Origin of the sequence: Corynebacterium sp. A21, from assembly GCF_052266655.1 — a bacterium.
GTDB lineage: Bacteria > Actinomycetota > Actinomycetes > Mycobacteriales > Mycobacteriaceae > Corynebacterium.
On the sequence record NZ_JBQPQY010000004.1, the window covers coordinates 249,003 to 267,713 of the forward strand.

At 63.0% G+C, this 18,711-nt stretch carries 19 protein-coding genes; 7 read left to right on the top strand and 12 right to left on the bottom strand.

Translation table 11 applies throughout. The annotated features are described in order from the left end of the window. Nucleotides 1-10: 10 nt before the first annotated feature. The gene (locus ACTU46_RS09225; protein WP_443381138.1) at nt 11-586 is read right to left on the bottom strand and encodes a hypothetical protein; all 576 of its coding nucleotides are present in this window, start codon (nt 584-586) and stop codon (nt 11-13) included. A gap of 295 nt (nt 587-881) precedes the next feature. On the opposite strand from ACTU46_RS09225, the gene ACTU46_RS09230 reads away from it, so the two are divergent. Then, complete coding sequence (locus ACTU46_RS09230) at nt 882-1,295, top strand: hypothetical protein (RefSeq protein WP_443381140.1); 414 nt, start codon at nt 882-884, stop codon at nt 1,293-1,295. Nucleotides 1,296-1,617: 322 nt separating this feature from the next. Here ACTU46_RS09230 and ACTU46_RS09235 read toward each other — a convergent pair whose 3' ends face one another. Continuing rightward, a complete protein-coding gene (locus ACTU46_RS09235; RefSeq protein ID WP_443381142.1) occupies nt 1,618-2,400 on the bottom strand; it encodes an ABC transporter permease in 783 nt (260 codons plus the stop codon). Further along, a complete protein-coding gene (locus ACTU46_RS09240; protein ID WP_443381144.1) occupies nt 2,397-3,356 on the bottom strand; it encodes an ATP-binding cassette domain-containing protein in 960 nt (319 codons plus the stop codon). The genes ACTU46_RS09235 and ACTU46_RS09240 overlap by 4 nt, the downstream gene beginning before the upstream one ends. A 74-nt stretch (nt 3,357-3,430) precedes the next feature. Between ACTU46_RS09240 and ACTU46_RS09245 the strand changes: the two genes are divergently transcribed. Next, entirely contained in the window at nt 3,431-4,210 is a 780-nt protein-coding gene (locus ACTU46_RS09245) for a TetR/AcrR family transcriptional regulator (protein WP_443381146.1), read from the top strand. After that, entirely contained in the window at nt 4,194-4,352 is a 159-nt protein-coding gene (locus ACTU46_RS09250; protein WP_443381148.1) for a DUF3322 domain-containing protein, read from the top strand. Before ACTU46_RS09245 ends, ACTU46_RS09250 begins: the two co-directional genes overlap by 17 nt. 232 nt (nt 4,353-4,584) lie before the next feature. On the opposite strand, the gene ACTU46_RS09255 is transcribed toward ACTU46_RS09250, so the two are convergent. Genes ACTU46_RS09255 through ACTU46_RS09270 form a run of 4 tightly spaced genes read right to left on the bottom strand, consistent with a single transcriptional unit; the run spans nt 4,585 to nt 9,506 of the window. Next, nucleotides 4,585-5,667 (bottom strand): App1 family protein, encoded by a 1,083-nt coding sequence (locus ACTU46_RS09255; RefSeq protein WP_443381149.1) that lies wholly within the window; start codon nt 5,665-5,667, stop codon nt 4,585-4,587. A 44-nt stretch (nt 5,668-5,711) separates the two neighbouring features. After that, a complete protein-coding gene (locus ACTU46_RS09260; RefSeq protein WP_443381152.1) occupies nt 5,712-6,776 on the bottom strand; it encodes an ABC transporter ATP-binding protein in 1,065 nt (354 codons plus the stop codon). Nucleotides 6,777-6,779: 3 nt separating this feature from the next. Further along, a complete protein-coding gene (locus tag ACTU46_RS09265) occupies nt 6,780-8,441 on the bottom strand; it encodes an ABC transporter permease (RefSeq protein ID WP_443381154.1) in 1,662 nt (553 codons plus the stop codon). A 3-nt stretch (nt 8,442-8,444) separates the two neighbouring features. Beyond that, a complete protein-coding gene (locus ACTU46_RS09270; protein ID WP_443381156.1) occupies nt 8,445-9,506 on the bottom strand; it encodes an ABC transporter substrate-binding protein in 1,062 nt (353 codons plus the stop codon). 342 nt (nt 9,507-9,848) lie between these two features. Between ACTU46_RS09270 and ACTU46_RS09275 the strand changes: the two genes are divergently transcribed. The 3 genes from ACTU46_RS09275 (at nt 9,849) to ACTU46_RS09285 (ending at nt 12,255) form a co-directional block, all read left to right on the top strand. Then, the gene (locus tag ACTU46_RS09275; protein ID WP_443381159.1) at nt 9,849-10,859 is read left to right on the top strand and encodes an NADP-dependent oxidoreductase; all 1,011 of its coding nucleotides are present in this window, start codon (nt 9,849-9,851) and stop codon (nt 10,857-10,859) included. Between the two features lie 105 nt (nt 10,860-10,964). Beyond that, nucleotides 10,965-11,384: a carboxymuconolactone decarboxylase family protein gene (locus tag ACTU46_RS09280; protein ID WP_443381162.1), complete on the top strand. Its 420-nt coding sequence runs from the start codon at nt 10,965-10,967 to the stop codon at nt 11,382-11,384. 7 nt (nt 11,385-11,391) lie between these two features. Further along, entirely contained in the window at nt 11,392-12,255 is an 864-nt protein-coding gene (locus ACTU46_RS09285) for a sigma factor-like helix-turn-helix DNA-binding protein (protein WP_443381165.1), read from the top strand. Between the two features lie 39 nt (nt 12,256-12,294). Here ACTU46_RS09285 and ACTU46_RS09290 read toward each other — a convergent pair whose 3' ends face one another. Both ACTU46_RS09290 and ACTU46_RS09295 read right to left on the bottom strand, forming a co-directional pair. Next, on the bottom strand, nt 12,295-13,623 hold the full coding sequence (locus ACTU46_RS09290) for a M20/M25/M40 family metallo-hydrolase (RefSeq protein ID WP_443381167.1): 1,329 nt from the start codon (nt 13,621-13,623) through the stop codon (nt 12,295-12,297). 229 nt (nt 13,624-13,852) lie between these two features. Then, nucleotides 13,853-14,140, bottom strand: a complete 288-nt coding sequence (locus ACTU46_RS09295; RefSeq protein ID WP_443381170.1) for a hypothetical protein — start codon at nt 14,138-14,140, stop codon at nt 13,853-13,855. A gap of 6 nt (nt 14,141-14,146) precedes the next feature. Here ACTU46_RS09295 and ACTU46_RS09300 point away from each other — a divergent pair, with 6 nt between their 5' ends. Then, nucleotides 14,147-16,096 (top strand): heavy metal translocating P-type ATPase, encoded by a 1,950-nt coding sequence (locus ACTU46_RS09300; RefSeq protein WP_443381173.1) that lies wholly within the window; start codon nt 14,147-14,149, stop codon nt 16,094-16,096. Nucleotides 16,097-16,242: 146 nt separating this feature from the next. On the opposite strand, the gene ACTU46_RS09305 is transcribed toward ACTU46_RS09300, so the two are convergent. The 3 genes from ACTU46_RS09305 to ACTU46_RS09315 all read right to left on the bottom strand — a co-directional run bounded on the left by ACTU46_RS09305 (nt 16,243) and on the right by ACTU46_RS09315 (nt 18,317). Continuing rightward, a complete protein-coding gene (locus ACTU46_RS09305) occupies nt 16,243-17,043 on the bottom strand; it encodes a metal-dependent hydrolase (protein ID WP_443381176.1) in 801 nt (266 codons plus the stop codon). A gap of 141 nt (nt 17,044-17,184) precedes the next feature. Beyond that, the gene (locus tag ACTU46_RS09310; RefSeq protein WP_443381179.1) at nt 17,185-17,649 is read right to left on the bottom strand and encodes a hypothetical protein; all 465 of its coding nucleotides are present in this window, start codon (nt 17,647-17,649) and stop codon (nt 17,185-17,187) included. A 221-nt stretch (nt 17,650-17,870) separates the two neighbouring features. Continuing rightward, nucleotides 17,871-18,317, bottom strand: a complete 447-nt coding sequence (locus ACTU46_RS09315) for an RDD family protein (protein ID WP_443381181.1) — start codon at nt 18,315-18,317, stop codon at nt 17,871-17,873. Between the last annotated feature and the right edge of the window lie 394 nt (nt 18,318-18,711).

Consider the following 18,711-nt stretch of genomic DNA (forward strand, 5'->3'; position numbering starts at 1 on the left):
TTCTTAGGGTCTAGCGCGGGGCGAACTGGCTCAGATCAATGTTGAAGCCCCACTGTGCCAGGAAGTCCTGGACGATCTTGAGCAGGTCCGGGATCACAAAGTTCACGGCGTTGAAAGCCGGGACGGTGATGGTCGGGGTGCCCGGTGCGACCGGGATGCTCACGGTCGGAGCACCCTCAATACCGGTGTTGTTCTGCACCGGGGCGGTGTTGCCACCGTTGTTGTTGGAGGGCGCGGGGGTGTTGTTGACCGGAGCGGTGTTCTGCGCGGGGGCGGTGTTGCCGCCACCCTTCAGGCCACAACGGTTGGCAGCCTCGTCGACACGGGCCAGAGCAGCGTTGATCTCGGCGCCACGGGAATCGAAACGGGCGACAGTCTGAGCCAACGCAACCTTTTCGTTGTAATCGGCGGAGTTGGTCCAATAGCCCTCTGCCTGCGCGCAGGTGATCTCACCGGAGGGCAGAGCGTTCAGGGCATCATCGATGACATCGGCGTTGGCGGCGGCGGGGGCGACAATAGCGAAAGACGCGGCGACGGCGGCGGTAGCCAGACCGGTCTTGAAGGAGCTACGAGAGAAGATGGTCATGGCCCCTAATTAACCATAGATATCACGCGGTTGAAAGCTAGGACACGGAAAATTGAGCTCGAGTTTCCCTGATTCTCAGACTCCGGCGCTATTTCCCATTCGAATGGGTGGTGAGGAACCTAACCTTGTCGGAAATAGGTTGACGTGTCACTATTGTAGGTAATGTAGCGATCCGATCGGGGAAATGGCTGATCCTGTGACCCCAGTGTCGGACGCCCGCGCTCTTCCCCACGCATATAACGGGGAAGCTCTAATATCTCTCAGTAACTCAAGAAGAAATGGGAATTGAAAACAGATGAACATTCCGAACACCATCCTCCGTGGCATCTCTGGCGCTTATATCCTCCAGTCCGGAGTGGGCAAGCTGGGCATGCCGACTGAGGCTGCCGCCGGTGTCCAGGAATTCGCCGCCACCGGTATCCCGGCCGTGAAGAAGATGTCCCCGGCCACCTTCGGCAAATTCCTCAGCTACTCCGAGGTCGGTATCGGTGCTGCCCTGCTGACCCCCTTCGTCCCCACCAAGATCGCCGGTGCCGCCATGGGTGCGTTCACCGCTGGCCTGCTGGCCATCTACTTCCGCAACGAAGCTATGACCCAGGCTGACGGTATCCGTCCTTCCGAGGCTGGCACCGGGCTGTCCAAGGACCTGTTCATGGCCGCTATCTCCGCAGCCCTGATCGCCGCCCCCTCGGAGAAGAAGAACAAGTAGTTCTCCGGTTCTGAGGAAGACTCCCTTTGCCGGTCTGAATGAGGCCTGGGGTCTGAATGGGCCTGGGACCTGAATGACAAAAAGTGCTGCCGCTGAGTTCAATGGTGAACTCAGCGGCAGCACTTTTGTGTTCTGGTAGTTCTGGTAGTGGCGGCGTCGGACTGGTCGCCGACTTGGAAGGGTGAAGGGTAGGTCTCGAGAATCGAGTGAATTACCTGTATTCCGGGGTCATTCCCCTGATCCTCGAGACCTACCCTTCACCCCGGCCGGTACGGCCTGGATGAACTGGATTTCCGCGCAGCCCTGATCTGTCTCTGAGCCCCTACTTCCGCAGGTTTCGGTAGGCCCGGGCCGAGAGCGGCAGGAAAATCGCCACTAGTATGGCCGGCCAGATCAGGGCCAGTGCCACGGCATGATCTGCGAGTAGTCCATCCGTGAGGCCGGTGGGGTTTCCGAAGAGCTCGCGGGCGGCGGTGGCGGTAGCGGAGATGGGGTTCCAGGCGGCGACAGTCCCGAGCCAGGAGGGCATGAACTCGGCGGAGACAAAGGCATTGGAGAGGAAGCCGATGGGCCAGACCAACACCTGGACCGCCATGGTGGCCCCTTCGTTGCGGCCGATGGTCAGTGCCAGGAAGATGCCGATGCTCAGCACGGCGAAGCGCAACCAGAGCAGCAGGATGATGGCCAGCAGTCCGCCCGCCAGGGATCCGGACATGCGCCATCCGAGGAGTAGGCCACCGATGAAGAGCACCGCCAGCTCAACAGCGGAGGTGATCATGTCGGCGCCGATGCGTCCCAGTGCTGGGGCGGTATCGCCGATGGGCATCGAGCGGAAACGATCAGTGATGCCCTTCTTCGTGTCATTGGCCATCGTGGTCATCGTGCCCTCCACGCCGAACATCATGGCCAGGGCCATCATGCCGGGTAACAGGTAGTCGATGTAGTCGCCGCCGCCGGGCAGCTGGATGGAGCCGCCGAAGATGAAGGCGAACATCAGCAGCAGCATGATGGTGAAGGCCATGTTGAAGACCGGGGTCCAGGGCTGGCGCACCCAGTGGGCGAGGTCCCGTTGGGTGAGGATCCACCCGTTGCGGATGGTGTTCATGACTTCTCCTGGGTGTTGGTTGGTTCATCGGTGACCGCCAGAAAGACCTCATCCAGGGTGGGGCGGCGCAGGGAGATGTCTTCCGGGGTGATGCCGGCGGCGTCGAGGGTGCGGATCACCTCAATGAGATCGGCGGTGCCGCGCGGGGCGGGGTAGGTGAGGATGCCGGCTTCCGCATCGGCGAGGGTCGCGGATTCACCCAGTGTTGCGAGGAGCTGTGGGGCCGGGACATTGGCTGGTGCGGTGATTTCCACCCGTTCTCCGCCGCGTTGCTTCTTCAGTGCGGTGGGAGTGCCCTCGGCGATGACGGCCCCCTCCTTGAGGATGGAGATCCGGTCGGCCAGCTGGTCGGCTTCGTCCAGGTACTGGGTGGTCAGTAGTACGGTCGTGCCACGTGCGGCGATCTCGGAGACCAGCTGCCACACGTCGATGCGGCCGCGGGGATCGAGCCCGGTGGTGGGTTCATCGAGGAAGAGGACGGCTGGGTCAAGGATGAGGCTGGCGGCGATGTCGATGCGGCGACGCATGCCGCCGGAGTAGCTGCTCACTGGTTTGTCGGCGGCTTCGGTGAGATTGAAAATCTCGAGTAGTTCATCGGCTCGGGTGCGGGCGGCGGTGGTTTTCAGGCCGAGGAGTCGGCCGAACATGATCAGATTCTGGCGGCCGCCCAAAATCTCATCGACGGCCGCGTTCTGTCCGACCAGGCCGATCCGGCGGCGGACCTCCGCGCCCTGGCGGACGTCGATGCCGGTCACCTCGGCATGTCCGGAATCGAGTCGGACCAGGGTGGACAGGATGGCGACGGCGGTGGACTTGCCGGCACCATTGGGGCCGAGCAGGCCATGGATACTGCCTTGGGGTACTTCGAGGTTGAAGCCGTTGAGCGCGAACGTGTCCCCGTACTTCTTCACCACATCGGTGGCTTTGATGGCTGGTTCCCGGATGGGGGTGTGCATGTCTGACACCTAACTATTAACGGTGTTCGGAGTTTGTGGAAAACACCGTACGCCCATCGGAGTAAGCTGTCAATATGGCTTCCGGTACCTCAGATAAAGCACGCGAAACCCCTGACCCCGCACGCATGCTGCGCCTGCTCTGGCGCAGACAACTGGGGGAGGAGGAGGGCGCCCGCGGACCGCGTAAGAAGTTCAGCCTCGACCAGGTCATTGACGCCGGCATCATGCTGGCGGACCGGGAAGGGCTGGGGAATTTCTCCATGCGCCGGGTTGCCGAACAACTCGGCATCTCCGCGACCTCGATCTACACCTACGTGCCCGGTCGCTCAGAACTGATCGGCCTGATGATCGATGAGGTCGTCGACCGCGCCGGCGTCCCGGCACATGAGGGGGACCTCAATGACCGCCTCCGTGCCATCGCGGAGCTGCTCTGGGAGGAATACCACCGGCATCCCTGGCTGCTCGAGGGGCAGCGACATCGGCCCTGGATCGGGCCGGGGATCTCGGCCCGCTATGAGTGGGAGTTGGCGGCCGTCGAAGGTTCCGGGCTCGGTGATATTGCCATGGACCATCTGATTTCACTCATCGAGACCCACACCGCCGCCAATGCCGCGCATGATATTCAGGCGGTAGATCTGGCGGCGGAGTCGGGGATCTCGGATGTGGACTGGTGGAATATTCACGGCCCACTATTGGAGCAGGTCACCCCGACCCACGCTTTCCCGATCTCAAGCCGGGTGGGCTCGACGGTGGGCATGGAGTACCAGGCGATCACCAGTCACCGCGCCATCTTCGAGTTTGGGCTCGGCGTCATTCTCGCGGGCGTCGAAAAGCAGCTTGCGGCAGATTCCTGAGGCGCTGATCGGCGCCGCGCCCCGGGGGTTGGCGATGGCGGAGCTGCGGCTGAGGGGTGAGGTACTCGACTGGTTCGAGGCCCACCCGGCATCCGGGGTGCTGCCGCGTGCCGTGGCCGTGGAAGGCGTGCACACCAAGTGACTGGAGAACCACCGGGCCTTGGTGGAGAGTTTGTTGGCGGGCTTGCCCGCAGGAGCTAGTAATCTACCTGGGTAATTTACTCCAAACAACTATGCTGACCTGGTATTTAACCAATTCTTCGGGTGCTTATGCGGGCTGAGTAATTTGGGAGTTGTTTGAAACAACTACTGAATTACCCGGTGTGATGCCTGGTGTCAGCAGCGGCATCACCAGGGGATGCGAGGTGGAACCTTCACTCCGAAACAACCCGCGGAAACGGCTTTTCCCGGTATCGCTGGAGCAATTCATGCCCGTCTTTGCCGAGGATGGTGGGCACCCCATGCCAGCTACTGTCAGCGGGTTCGGCCAGCGCGGCAGTGGTGCCGTGGGAGAGCACGTGCTCGCTGGGGGTGAGCTGGCGGATCGCCACGCCGGCGATGCGGTCCGGGTGCTCGGCGACAGCCTCGCCGTAGATCAGCGGATCATGCTGGCCATCATCGCCGACCAGGATCCACTGGATGTCGGGGTATTCGATGATGAGGTTCCGAAGCTGTACTTTCTTGTGTTCCTGCCCGGAACGGAACATTCCGGTGGGTGTGGGTCCCCAGTCGGTCAGCAGCAGGGGGCCGGCAGGTAGTCGGTGTCTGGCCAGAAAGATCTCGAGGGTCTCGTAGGTGTTCCACGCGCCGGTGGAGAGGTAGAAGACCGGGGCTTCTGGATGCTCCCGCAGCAGCTCCGCGTAGAAGGTGGACATGCCGGGCACGGGTTTGCGGGAATTGGTGTGCCGGACCCAGGAGTTCCAGGCCGCCAGTAGGGCGCGGGGAAGCCAGGTCACCATGACGGTGTCATCGATATCGGAGATCAGGCCGATCCGGGCGGTGGAATCGACGATGAGCACCCGTGCCTCGGCGGGCTGGCCACCTTCCGCGGTGATGCGCACCCCGTGCCAGCCGGGTGCCAGGCCATGATCTTCGACCAGGACATCGATATAGCCGTTGGCGTCGGTTGTAGATTCCACGGTGGAATCGCCCACGGTGACGGTGACGGGGAGTGCACCCACCTGGATGGTGAAGAACTGTCGCCATCCGCGTTGCGCCTGATCGCTGAGGTCCCGCAGGTCACGGACCGGGTGCGCCGTGTGTGGCAGCGCGGCTGTGGGTGCCGGTTCCACCGCTTGATCGGCCATCAGAACACGTGCCAGCACCCGCACCCGACGCTGCGAGCCGTATCCGGAGAAACCAGTGATGGTGGGCTGCCACCCGGCTTCGGTTTTCCGCTTCATGCCAGCTCGGTTGATGCCGTTTTCGAGCTTGCGCACAATGTCTGAGATCGCCATGCCATAGACAGTAGCGAGCCTGTGGCACCGCCGCGCGGCGCCGGCTAATTCTGGTAGACCAAGGGTTTGTTCAGTCGAATCGAAACCGCATCATCCACGGCGGGGCGTGGGCCGGAGACACTGGCCCGGAAGCGGTGACCGGAGCTGGTTTCCAGGGTCAGACTGAAGTGTTCGCCGGCGAAGAGCACCGAGGTGATCCGGGCGGGCACCGCGCCTGGGGTGCTGGGTGGGAACATCTCGACGGCCGCCGGAAGTGCCGCCAGTTGTACTACTCCCGGGGTTGCCGCTGCGGCACCGATGAACTCCACCTCTTCCCGGGCCCAGCTCTGCCCCAGCGCGGGGCAGGTGAGGCGGGCGTCATTAAGCGTGGCTTCCAGCACGGTGGCATCGGCGATGAAGGCGGCGACCTTGGCGGTGGCGGGTCGGGCAATCAGCTCGGCGGGATCGGCGATCTGTTGGATCTCGCCCTCCATGAGCACCACCACGCGGTCCGCGATGGACAGGGCCTCGGTGCGATCATGGGTGACATGCACGGTGGTCAGCCCCCGCCGCTTGGTCAGGGAGACCAGTTCGCGGCGCAGGCTGTCACGCAGCGGTTCATCCAGCGCAGACAGCGCCTCATCCAACAGCAGCACCTGCGGATCTGCGACGATCGCGCGGGCCAGCGCCACCCGCTGCTGCTGACCACCGGAGAGACTGGCGGGCTTGCGGGACTCGTACCCACCGAGGCCGACCAGCTCCAGGGCTTCCTTGACCCGCTGATTCCGTTCCGATCGGGCGACCTTCCTCTGCTTGGGTGCCTGCTTGAGCGGATAGGCGACATTGGCTTCGACGGACATGTGCGGCCACACCGCGTGCTGCTGGAAAACCATGCCGATGTGTCGCTTCTCCGGTGGTACTGCAGTGATGTCCCGGCCCTGGATCTGCAGCGTGCCGGAGCTGGGCTGCAGGAAACCTGCGATGGTCCGCAGCAGCGTGGTCTTGCCGGAACCCGAAGGGCCGATCAGTGCGAGGAATTCCTGCTCCGCGACATCGAGGTTCACCGCGGAAATCCCGGTGGTGCCGTCGGGAAAGGTCACGCTCAGATCGGAGATAGTGATGGCAGACATGAATTACATCTTTCCTGCAGTAGTACGGATGTGTCGCCGGGTGCTTTTCGACGCCCGCGGGACCGGCGCCGCGACCCCGCGCACCGTCAATCCCAGGGCGAGCACGCCCACCGCGGCAAACATCAGGGACAGCGCCGAAGCCTGGTTATAGTCACCGGCCTGCTGCAGGTTGAACACCTGCACCCCGAGCGTGGTGGTACCCGGGGCGATCAGCAGCACCGAGACGGTGAGCTCGCGCACCGCGGTCACCGCCACCAGCACGGCACCGGAGATCGCGGCGGGAATCGCCATCGCGCCAGTGGTGTCGAGCAGGGAGCGCACCCGGCCGGCACCGCTGATCCGGGCGGCCTCCTCCACCGCGAGTGGGGTCTGGCGCAGTGGTGCGCGCACCGCCTGGAGCACCATAGCGGTGAAGGCACAGACATAGGCACCGAGGATCACCCAGATGGTGTTGTAGCTGCCGGTGTAGCGACCGAAGATCAGCCAGCCCACACCGATGATCAGACCCGGCAGCGCGGTGGGCAGCAACACCACCAGTGTCAGCGGCGTGTTACTCCAAGAGCGGGTGCGGGTGACCAGCAGGCCTACCAGCCAGCCGAGCACCCCACAGATCAGGGCGGCACCGAGTGCCAGGAAGAGCGAATTGCTCAGGCCATCGATGGTGCGTGGATTACCCAGCGCATCCTGGAAGTTACCCAGACTGATGTTCTCCCAGGTAAAAGGCACCCCAGGAGCTGGGAGCAGCGCACGATAGGCCAAGCCCATGATGGGGAGCAGGGTGATGGCCAGGCCCGCCAGCCAGGCGATGATGGTGATGGGCAGTCGGGCCGCACCGAGGCGGAAGCGCAGCGCATTTCCGGTGTGCTGGAGCTTGGACCCGGCATAGAGCGAGACCAGGTGATCCGCCACCACAGCGGCGATGCCCAGGAAGAGCAGCAGAACACCGATGGTCGAGGTCACCTGCAACGGGTTGGCGATCGTACCGGAGTTCATGAAACGGTAGATCATCGTCGCCAGGGTCTCAAAGCGCGCCGGGGACCCCAGCAGCGCGGGAATCCCAAAGTCCGCGAGATTGGACACCGCGGTCAGGGTGAAGGAACTGAGCAGAGCCGGACGCAGCAGCGGCAGTGTGACCGTGCGCAGCACCGTGAAGGTGTTGGCGCCGGCCACCCGGGCTGCTTGTTCCAGATCGGCCGGAATCGAGCGTAGTGCGGCAGCGACGATGACGTAGACGATCGGATAGGAATGCAGGGTCATCAGCACCGTCACCCCGTCCGCGCCGTAGACGTTCCAGATTTCGGTACCGAAGAAACGGTTCAGTCCCTGGTTCGGACCGAAGAGCTGCAGCCAGGCGATCGCACCCACAAAGGGGGGAATCAGCAGCGGGGACAGCAGAAAAAGTCTTAGTACACCCGTGCCACGGGCATCAGTGCGATCGAGCAGCAGCGCAATGAGCGTGCCGATGACCACCGCACCCACCGCAGAGAGGGAGGTGGTGTAGACCGAGTTCCACACCACGGTGCCCAGTTCCTCATCCAGGAGGACGGGAATCTGGTTGGCACCCAGCGCCAGCCCGATCACCAGAGACAACGGTGCCAGGAACAGACCAATGACAATGAGCCACACCCCGATCCGGAGTGTGGCCAGTGAAGAAATAAAACGCATGTGTCAGTTCATTGCGTTCTGGAAGACCTCGACGGCGTTGTCCTTGTCCTCGGTGACAACCTGCAGGTCCGGGGTCATCAGAGCGATATCGCCGAGGTCCGGGGCGCCGGCCGGAGTTCCGACGTCCTCGCGCACCGGCAGGTAGTTCTGCTCGACGGCGATCTTCTGGCCCTCCTCGGAGAGCAGGAAGTTGAGGTAACGCTCAGCCGCCTCCTTGTTCTCGGAAGCCTCGAAGACACCTGCCGGCTCGGTGATGTAGGGGACCCCGTCGCTCGGGTAGAGCAGATCGATCGGGGATCCCTCGGCGGCGAGGTCACGGACCAGGTAGTCCACGACAATGCCGATCGGGTGGCCGCCTCCGGCGATCTCCTGGGAGGTCGGACCATTGGACTGGGCGATCATCGGTTCATTGGCGCCGAGGGCGTTGATCCAGTCTTCACCCAGCTCCTCGTTGTTCTTCCACACGGAGGCGTTGAAGGCAGCGGCACCGGAGACTGCCGGATCCGGCATGACCAGCTGGCCGGCGAACTTCGGGTCAGTCAGATCTGCCCAGGACTGCGGCAGGTCAGCCTCCTCGACCACCTCGGAGTTATAGGCGACCACGGTCGGGATGATGCGGGTTCCCACGTAGAAACCCTCCTCATCCACTGCCTCGGCGAGGATATCGGCGGTGTCGACGTCCTGCAGCTCGGCCAGGTCGCCCTCGGCGGCATAGGTCTCGAAGGTCGGGGCGTCGGCGGCCCAGAGGATGTCCGCCTCAATGTCGCCGGACTCCTTCTCGGCGGCGATCCGGGCATTCAGGTCGCCGGTACCAGCGCGGTAGACCTCAACCTCGATATCGGGGTTGGCCTCCATGAAGGCTGCGTTGATCTCGTCGACCTTGCCCTCCGGCTCGGAGGTGTAGACGGTCAGGGTGGTGGTTTCCACGGAGTCGGCGGCGCTGGTGGTGGTAGCGTCCTCGGACTCGGAGGGCTCGGCGCAGGCGGTGAGAAGTGCGGCCGAGGTGCCGAGGGCTGCCATCGAGCAGAGTGCTCGCTTGGACAGGTGGCGGGAAGGGGAGGTCATGGTGCTGAACCCTTTCGATAAGGAAAGTTCTTAACGTGGAAACCGTATGGTGGCATGAAACGGGTGAATTCGCAGCGCAAGGAAAGTTTCTTCCGGTGCTGCGGGAGGGACTGGCGTCTGGCACAGGTGAAATAGACCAGCTAAACCAGGGAAAATCGTTGTGCCACGGTATTGGGGTGATCCTCCCCCGGAGGGGGGAGGAGCAGGAGGATGGGCAGCACTGGGGCGGGCGCGACGTCGATAAGCGAGGTTAGGGTCCGGGAAGAGGGGGCCGGGAATTATCTGGTCGTCTCGTTCGTTGCACCCACACCACGAGAACAACAAAATTGGAGGCGTTCTCACATGTCCACTCAGATCAGCAATCAGATTGAATTGGCAACCAGGCCTTCGGGCCTGCCCTCCCCGGAGAATTTCCGAACCGTGCAGGTGGAACTTCCCGAGCTCGGTCTCGGCGAAGTCCGGGTCCTTAATGAATTCATCACCGTCGATCCCTATATGCGGGGTCGGATGTCGGGGGCCAAGAGCTATGTCGCCCCCTTCGAGCTGGGGGAAACCATGTCCGGCGGGGCGGTGGGCACGGTGATTGAATCTCGTGCCGAGGAACTTCCGGTGGGCACCCTGGTGATCAGCGCACAGGGCTGGCGTGACATTGCGCAGGGGCCAGCTGCGGACTTCCAAGTCCGGGAAGATAACGCGAACATTCCGCATTCGCTCTACCTGGGCCTGCTCGGCATGCCGGGAATGACCGCCTATGTGGGATTGACGGAGATCGGCGGGATCAAGGCCGGTGACACGGTCTTCGTGTCCGGGGCTGCCGGTGCCGTGGGTAGCGCAGTGGGGCAGATCGCCCGGATGCTCGGCGCAACGCGGGTGATCGGTTCCGTCGGCAGTGATGAGAAGGCCGCGCTGCTCAAAGAGAAGTATGGCTTTGATGCGGTGGTGAATTATAAGAAGGGCCCGATCCGACAGCAGCTTTCCCATGTGGCATCTGAGGGCGTGGATCTTTACTTTGACAATGTCGGCGGTGATCACCTGGAAGCTGCGCTGGATGTGATGAAACCACATGGCCGAGTCGCTGTCTGTGGGGCGATCAGCGGATACAACGACGAGTCCCCGCAGCCTGGACCGGACAACCTGGGGCAGATCGTGAAGAAGAAGCTCAAGCTCCAGGGCTTCATCGTCGGTGATCATCCGGCGGTGGCGGCAACGGGACAGGAGGCGCTGAAAGCTTGGTTCACGGCGGCCGAGCTCGTCTATGACGAGACCGTGGTCGAGGGGCTGGAACATGCCCCGCAGGCTTTCATCGATATGTTGCAGGGCGGAAATATCGGCAAAATGGTGGTCAAGGTATAAAGCCTCGTTGACCTGGGGTTTGTCACAGATTCAGGGGTTGAATCGTCCCATGGGTACCAGCCGGCGGAGAAACCGCCGACTGTCCTACCTAGCAGGAGCGAGATCATGACCGAGCTGAATCTGCTGAAGACCCACAAACGACTTTATGCCGCCGCCGGGGCCCTCGAGCTGGCGGGAGCAGGGTTGCCGAAGAAGGAGAAGCTGCTGGTCAAACTGCGGGCTTCCTTCGAAAACAACTGCCACTTCTGCATCAACATGCATTCGAAGGAGGCCCTGAAGCTGGACTTCAGCCAAGCCTGGGTGGATGCCATTGCGCAGTGGCCCACTTCTCGGGGGGAATTTGATGGACGTGAGAACCTCATTCTCGAGTTCACCACCGCCGGCACTCGACTCATCGAGGGATTCGAGGTTGAATTACAGGAACGCGTGATCTCGGAGTTCGGTGAGAAGTTCACCGGGGACCTGATCGGCGCGATCGCCACCATCAACATGTGGAACCGGATCGGAGTGCTCTGTCAGAAATGACCAACCGATGACAGATCTCTGGGTTTCCGAGCGGCCACGGTTGCTGGCCATCGCCTACAACATCCTCGGCACCTGGGCCGATGCGGAGGATGCCGCCTCTGAGGCCTGGTTGCGGTGGCGCGCTGAGCCAGACCCGCTGGACGACGCCCGCGCCTGGCTCAGCGTGGTCACCTCCCGGATCGCCCTCGATATGGCCACCGCTGCGGCACGAAGTCGAACCGATTACGTGGGTCCCTGGTTGCCGGAGATTGCGGTGTTTCGCCGGGAGGCTGCCCTGGAATCCGGCTTCCCCGCCCCGGCCGCACAGGTGGAACTACAAGAATCAGTGGATCTGGCCCTGGTACGGCTGTATCAGAACCTCTCGCCGGTGGACCGGGTAATTCTGGTGCTTGCAGAGGTTTTCGCCCTGAGCTTCAAGGAGATATCCCGAGTTGTCGGCCATACCCCGGCTGCCTGCCGCCAAAAGGCCTCACGGGCGAGGAAAGCGCTGGCGGAGAGCGAAGGGGCCGCAGGCGCGGCTGCGAGTGCCGCAGAATTAAAGGCACTGACCTCAGCTTTGAGGGAGGGGAATCTTGCCGTGCTCACCGAGCTACTCTCCGATGGATGCGTGCTCTGGACCGACAGTGGCGGTCTCAGCACTGCTGCGCGTCGCCCGATCTATGGGGCGGACAAGGTTTCCCGCTTCCTCACCGGGATCATCGTGAAGCACGGGATGCCGGAGATCTCAGTTGAATCGGCGGTCGGCGGGGCGGTGCTCAAGGCCGTTTCCCCGGATATGGTGCGGTGGGTCGTCCTGGAATTACAGGAAGGACACATCACCGGGGTGCAGATCCAGCAGCATCCGGGGAAGATGCGGATGGTGGGCCCATGACAAAAATAGACCCCGACGGGACCCCTCACCCCAGTTCCGTTACGCCCCCACGAACGTGGCCACCAGTGACTGATACGCCTTGACCGTCAGGTCCAGGTCCTCGAGGTCGAGGTGCTCATCGTGGGTGTGCAGCTGGGCGAAAACATCAGCCAGGGTGCGCTCCCGGGAGTGCAACGCGAAGCCGTAGCCCACGCCGCCCAGGTGCCGGGCGAAACGCAGGTCGGAGCCACCGGCGGAGATCGTCGGTACCACGGGGACCTCGGGGAAGAATTCGCCGAAGGTATCCACGATGGCCTCGTAGAGGGGGCCGTCGGTACGCGAGACGGTGGCCGGTTCCGAGATCAGCCGCTCAATGCGGACCTGATCGGCCAGGTCACCCAGGCCGTCCAAGAGGATGGCATCCACATCATCATCGGTGGTGCCGGGCAGGGGGCGGATGTCCATCTCCAGGTGGGCTTTTGAAGGCAGCACATTGATGGCGCCGCCGGCACGCAGTACGGTCTCGGCGATGGTCAGATGGCTCATGGCATCTGAGTAGGCGGCCAGGCGGCCGAACTTCTCATAGGCGGCCGGGTCAGTGCCCTCAAGCAGGGCGGTTTCGGTGGCCTCATCGAAACGGAAGGCCTTGACATAGCCCTGCCAGAGTTCATCGGAACTGACCGGGGGTTTGATCTCGGCGATGCGACGGGCGACTTCGGCAATCTTGACCACCGCGGACTCCCGGCCGAAGGGGGTGGAGGCGTGGCCGGCATCGCCGGTGACGTGCAGGCGGCGCTGGGCGGCACCCTTTTCCCCGACGACGACCACGAGGGCATCAGAACCATCGGTGATGGGCAGGTGGGAGCCACCGGTCTCCGAGAGGCAGTTGCGCCAGCTGAAGGCTTCAGGCTTGTTCTCGGAGATCCACTTCGCCCCGAGGCCACCGCGGGCTTCCTCATCGGCCAGACCGACAAAGGTCAGCGTGCCTTTGGGGCGGCCGTTGCGGGCGACCTCGCGGGTCACCGCGGCCATGGTTGCGGTGATGAACAGCATGTCCATGGTGCCGCGGCCGTAGACGCGGCCGTCGATAATCTCTGCCCCGTGCGGATCTGTGGTCCAGCGGTCGAGGTCCACGGGGACGACATCGGTATGGCCGAGCAGGGTCAGCGGCTCGGCGGTCGCATCGGTGCCGCGGACGGTGAAAGCGACCGAGACCCGGCCGGGGTGCGGTTCGAAGCTCTGGACCTCGATGTTCTCGGTGCCGGCGAAGAATTCCTCGAGGGTGAGCGCGTTGCGGTACTCCTCGCCGGAATCGGCGGTCAGATCGTTGACGCAGGCGTTGCGCACCATGGTCTGGAGTAGTTCGAGAGTGTCATCGTAGAGAGTCATGTGCGGTCCTCGCCTTTTAGTTCGGTCAGTGGCTCCACTGTAGGTCAGGGGTGTGTGGGGTGAGGTGCCAGGACGCACGGATAAACAAGGTTCTGGACCTGATGTCTGAGTGACTTTCCGGGATTGTGCCCGGCAGTCAGATTTAGCCCTTGAGTCAATACCCCTAAGGGGTATGGTGAGAGGGGGAGTGGGTGCCAGAAAAGTCAGGCAGCAGAACTGTTCGGATTGTTCAGCGCGCAGCAGTTTTCTGATCTCCCAGCATCATCGCGAGGGCCCATTTGGCAGCTTCGAAGGAAACGTCACTTGAGAAGGAAAGGGAACTATGACGCGATCGCACAATCATGACCCTGCTGAGCATCAACATCAGGGGCAGGAACATCACGGCCAGGAACACCACCATCATGAACACGGCGTTCAGGCCGCACAAGTAACACAGACGGCTGGGGAAATGCACCCTGCGGGGGACGTGCACAGCGAGCCTCCGGGAGGGCATGATCATGCCGGCCATGGCGATCATGTCGCCATGTTCCGCCGCCTGTTCTGGATCATGCTCATCCTCGGCATCCCGACCGTGGCCTTCTCACCGATGTTCGGCCATCTCCTCGGCTATGAGGTCTCCGGCCTGGCACGTTGGATCTCGCCGGTGCTGGGCACCCTCATGTACTTCTGGGGTGGTCGGCCCTTCCTGAGTGGTGGTTGGAGTGAGGTTAAGCAGCGGCAACCGGGCATGATGCTGCTGATTGCGCTCGGTATCAGCGTCGCCTACTTCGCCTCTTTGGCCGCCACGCTGGGGATCATCAGTGCCGAGCTGGAGTTCTGGTGGGAGCTGGCGCTGCTGGTGGTGATCATGCTGCTGGGCCACTGGGTAGAGATGCGCTCGCTGGCGCAGACCAGTTCGGCCCTGGATTCCTTGGCTGCGCTGCTCCCGGATGAGGCGGAGCGCGTTGCCGCGGACGGCGGCGTCGAGAAGCTTTCTCCGGATCAACTGCAGGTCGGTGACATCGTGATCGTCCGGCCCGGTGGCAGTTTGCCCGCGGACGGGGAAGTGGTGGAGGGTTCGGCCAGCATGGATGAATCCATGATCACCGGTGAATCCCGCACCGTCCGGCGTGCCGAGGGTGATCATGTGGTCGCTGGAACAGTGTCCACCGATTCCGGCGTGCGGGTCAGGATCACTGCGATGGGTGAGGATACCGCGCTGGCGGGCATCCGCAAGCTGGTTGATCAGGCGCAGAACTCAACCTCCCGGGCGCAGCGCATCGCCGACCGGGCTTCTGGCTGGCTGTTCTGGTACGCCCTGGGGGCCGGTGTACTCACTGCGCTCGTCTGGTCGCTGATCGGTTCGCCGGAGCAGGCGGTCGCCCGGGTGATCACGGTGCTGGTCATCGCCTGTCCGCACGCTCTGGGACTGGCGATTCCGCTGGTGGTCTCCACCTCGACGGAGCGGGCCGCGAAGGCCGGTGTCCTGATCAAGGATCGCCTGGCCCTGGAGGCGATGCGTACCGTGGACACCGTCATTTTCGATAAGACCGGCACCCTGACCAAGGGCATGCCCACAGTGGACGGCATCGAGTCGGTGGAGCTTCCCGAAGAAGAACTGCTGGCCTTGGCCGCAGCCGCCGAATCTGACTCCGAACATCCGCTGGCCCGGGCGATTGTGGATGCCGCCCGCCGCCGCGAGCTGGAGATTCCCCGTTCACGTGACTTCTCCTCTGCCCCCGCTGTTGGAGTTCGTGCGCTTGTCGACGACCGTGTGATCCAGGTCGGCGGGCCCCACCTGCTTGCGCAGGAGGAGGCAGAGGAGCTGCCGATCGCGGATCAGTGGCGTGAACACGGTGCGATCATCCTCCATGTGCTTGTCGACGGCCGCGTCGCCGGTGCCCTGCGCCTGGACGATGAGGTACGCCCCGAATCCCGGAGTGCAGTGGCGGCCCTGCACCGGCGCGGGATCGAGGTCGTGATGATCACCGGTGATGCTGAGGCAGTCGCGGCCTCCGTGGCCCGGGATCTGGGGATTGATGATCACTTCGCCGGGGTTCGCCCTGAGGATAAGGCCTCGAAGGTGCGTCAGCTGCAGGAGCGTGGCAAGAAGGTGGCCATGGTCGGTGACGGTGTCAACGATGCCCCGGCGCTGGCGCAGGCTGATGTGGGCATTGCGATTGGCGCCGGAACCGATGTGGCGATCGCCTCTGCCGGTGTGGTGCTGGCTGCCGATGATCCCCGGGCAGTTCTCTCGGTGGTGGAACTTTCGGGCGCGGCCTACCGCAAGATGGTGCAGAACCTCTGGTGGGCGGCGGGCTACAACCTGATCTCGGTGCCGTTGGCAGCGGGTGTGCTCGCCTCAATCGGGTTCGTCATGCCGATGTCGGTCGGCGCGATCCTCATGTCGCTGTCCACGGTGATCGTGGCACTGAATGCCCAGCTCCTCCGACGCCTGGACCTGCGTCCGGAGGTGCTCGCAGCGAGCGTCTGATACGGGTGTGTCACCGCTGAGATGTGGCCACCTCGGAGATCTTTCCGAGGTGGCCTCTTCGTCCCGAGTCTGCGGCAAACGCCGAACGCCGCGATCCGGGCGGGGATCGCGGCGTCGATAAGCGGTGTTCTATTGGCACAGTCGTGTTACTTGTTGAGCAGTGCCATCATCAGGGTGGAGTAGTTTCCGGTGGCCACGAGGTAGGTCTGCACCAGGACTGAGGCGGTGAACAGGGTCAGTAGCACCTTGTCGCCGGGGCCGCTGGCGGTGATGCTCAGGAATCCCGGGAGTTTCAGCTTCCACCAGCGCTTCCGGCCGAATTGCAGGACCGGGGCGAAGACCGGGATTCCCTGCTTGGTGGCCAGGTCGCCGAGCATATGGGCCAGGCAGCCGACGGTGATCGCAGACCCCATCACCAGCCCGAAAGAACTGTCCGGCATGAAGTGCCAGGCACCGTAGGCCAGCGCCGCCGCGATCGCGGTGACCAGCAGCCAGTCGGTTTTCTTGGACCATTCCGGGAAGAGACCGCGGATGCCCAGGCCGAGGAAGACGAACAGTAGGCCGATCACTGCGGGTTTCCCGAAGGCGCCGATCAGTGCGGTGGCACCGGCGCCGGCGCCCAGGGCAAACCAGATCGTATGCGTCAGCGTCCGGTGGCCATTATTGCATTTGGGATCCTTCTTCGCCCTGGTCAGGTTAACGAATCCCTGGGCGGTGTTCTCCACTGAATGGGAGAGCATCTGGGTGAAGGGGCCAAAGGAGCGCGAGACCGTGGCGGAAGGCGAATCGAGGTCCGGCAGTAGTGCGGCACCTGCGGTGAGTCCGGCATAGAGGAAAGCCTCCTGCACGGTATTTACCCCGCCCCAGTGCTCGGGCAGGAGTTGCGCGACCGCCAGTCCGACGGCGGCGCCACTCATCGCATGGGTGGGGCCCATGACCACAGACATCACTTCCTTCACACTCGTAACTAATCGAGTTTGAGGATACGTCACTACGTCGAACTAATGTTCCAGTGGGTGTAGTGAGTTGCCCGTGGAAAACCGCTGATTTCCGCCGCCGGCTTTCCGGAAATGCCCAGCCCCCGGATGCTAGTCCAGGTCTTCCCAGATGCTCAGGGGCTTGATATGGAGCACCTCGGCATTGAGATTGCGTGCGACCACCCGGAGACGATAGCTGAGGAAGGCTACGACCACCGCGAGAATGACAAGAAGGCTGCGGAAATTTGAGTCAGGGGACCAGAACCAGGAAAGCCCCATAACGAGTAGCCAAGAATTGCGGAGAAGCGCCAGGACCAGCTTCTTTCCGGCCCTATGTGGTTGCTTTTGCCGGTCGAAGTAGTACACCCGGAGGCGCAGCATAGCCTTGCCGATGGTGCTGCCCAGGAAAAACTCGAGGACCACCCGGTAGCTGCCGAGAAGGAAGAGGTAGATGAAGTTATCTTCCAGGGGCTCCAGCGGAGTCGCCAGGGTGGTGAGGGCGAAGAGAAGGCTCAGCAGCAGAGCATCTAAACCGAAGGCGTAGCCGCGGTGCAGGAACCGGGCGGGCTCGAGCACAAACCTGGGCTCCGGGTTCCCGGAAACCGGGGTGCCGCCCCGCTGCCACCGAGGAGCGGGAGCCGCCGACCTTCCACCCCTCACCGGGAAGTCCCGGCCCCGGATGTTCCGGGCCGGCTGGTGTGCTGAGATATTCCTGCTGATCTTTCTGTTCCCTTCAGCGTTGAGATGAATGCTGGTTGGGAGCGAGGGTAGCAGGACGAGAGAGGGTTAAAGCGGGACTAAAACGCGTTGCGCCTGGTGTTTGAGATCTTGGTGTCGCACACCCGTGCCTTGGCCAAAATATCCATGAGAGTGGCCCGATCACGGGTGAAGAACATGCTCAGGAAAAGAAGGAACGCAATTCCCCCGACTTCTGCCTCCGAGGACCAGAACCACACGATGCCAGCGGCCAGGAGCCAACTGTTGCGCAGAAGAACAAAAAGAAGGCGGTTCCAGCCGCTGCGTTCCTGCCCGTGCGCATCGGAGTAGTACACCCGGAGACTCATGAGGGCCTTGCCGGGGCTGCGGCCCCAGCAGAATTCGCAGAGCACCCGGTACACCCCGAAAGCTGCCGTGGTGAGCAGCTCATTGTGCAGGTGCTCATTCATCGGGAATGTCCCGGTGAGTGGCAGGAGGATTAGGCCGAGCAGAATTTTGTCGACCCAGAAGGCGAAGCCTCGGGCCAAGGTGTTGGCGTGGGCTCCTTTGCCATCCCCGGCCTGGGAAGCCGGGTGGGATTGAAGGTCGCTGTCCAGTCGGGGGACATCGGGGTTCTGTGAGGTGGGGATGGGCGTTCCCTTCGCTGCAGCCTGATCAGATGCGCCTGACCTTAGCCGCGGACAGCGAGGGTAGTGGCGGGAAAGGGCAAGTGGGCATCGATAAGCGTTGCCCAGGCTCGTCTGATGCAGTACCCGGCAGGATGAATTTCCTGCCGGGTGTCCGAAGGATTCTGCCGGAGAAGCTGCGTCCTTGACCGTGGCATCATCATTCGGGAGTCGGCGGTTGTTTCGGAGAGATTGTGGCTGCCCCCGGAATTCCGGCCGGGAATAACAAAAAGTGGCCCGAGCTTGAGCTCGGGCC

Bases quoted from the DNA above. Each gene is read 5' to 3' on its own strand.
- ACTU46_RS09225 (WP_443381138.1), bottom strand. From the start codon at position 586: ATGACCATCTTCTCTCGTAGCTCCTTCAAGACCGGTCTGGCTACCGCC.
- ACTU46_RS09230 (WP_443381140.1), top strand. From the start codon at position 882: ATGAACATTCCGAACACCATCCTCCGTGGCATCTCTGGCGCTTATATC.
- ACTU46_RS09235 (WP_443381142.1), bottom strand. From the start codon at position 2,400: ATGAACACCATCCGCAACGGGTGGATCCTCACCCAACGGGACCTCGCC.
- ACTU46_RS09240 (WP_443381144.1), bottom strand. From the start codon at position 3,356: ATGCACACCCCCATCCGGGAACCAGCCATCAAAGCCACCGATGTGGTG.
- ACTU46_RS09245 (WP_443381146.1), top strand. From the start codon at position 3,431: ATGGCTTCCGGTACCTCAGATAAAGCACGCGAAACCCCTGACCCCGCA.
- ACTU46_RS09255 (WP_443381149.1), bottom strand. From the start codon at position 5,667: ATGGCGATCTCAGACATTGTGCGCAAGCTCGAAAACGGCATCAACCGA.
- ACTU46_RS09260 (WP_443381152.1), bottom strand. From the start codon at position 6,776: ATGTCTGCCATCACTATCTCCGATCTGAGCGTGACCTTTCCCGACGGC.
- ACTU46_RS09265 (WP_443381154.1), bottom strand. From the start codon at position 8,441: ATGCGTTTTATTTCTTCACTGGCCACACTCCGGATCGGGGTGTGGCTC.
- ACTU46_RS09270 (WP_443381156.1), bottom strand. From the start codon at position 9,506: ATGACCTCCCCTTCCCGCCACCTGTCCAAGCGAGCACTCTGCTCGATG.
- ACTU46_RS09275 (WP_443381159.1), top strand. From the start codon at position 9,849: ATGTCCACTCAGATCAGCAATCAGATTGAATTGGCAACCAGGCCTTCG.
- ACTU46_RS09280 (WP_443381162.1), top strand. From the start codon at position 10,965: ATGACCGAGCTGAATCTGCTGAAGACCCACAAACGACTTTATGCCGCC.
- ACTU46_RS09285 (WP_443381165.1), top strand. From the start codon at position 11,392: ATGACAGATCTCTGGGTTTCCGAGCGGCCACGGTTGCTGGCCATCGCC.
- ACTU46_RS09290 (WP_443381167.1), bottom strand. From the start codon at position 13,623: ATGACTCTCTACGATGACACTCTCGAACTACTCCAGACCATGGTGCGC.
- ACTU46_RS09295 (WP_443381170.1), bottom strand. From the start codon at position 14,140: ATGATCGCCATGGCCGGCATGATCATGCCCTCCCGGAGGCTCGCTGTG.
- ACTU46_RS09300 (WP_443381173.1), top strand. From the start codon at position 14,147: ATGTTCCGCCGCCTGTTCTGGATCATGCTCATCCTCGGCATCCCGACC.
- ACTU46_RS09305 (WP_443381176.1), bottom strand. From the start codon at position 17,043: ATGTCTGTGGTCATGGGCCCCACCCATGCGATGAGTGGCGCCGCCGTC.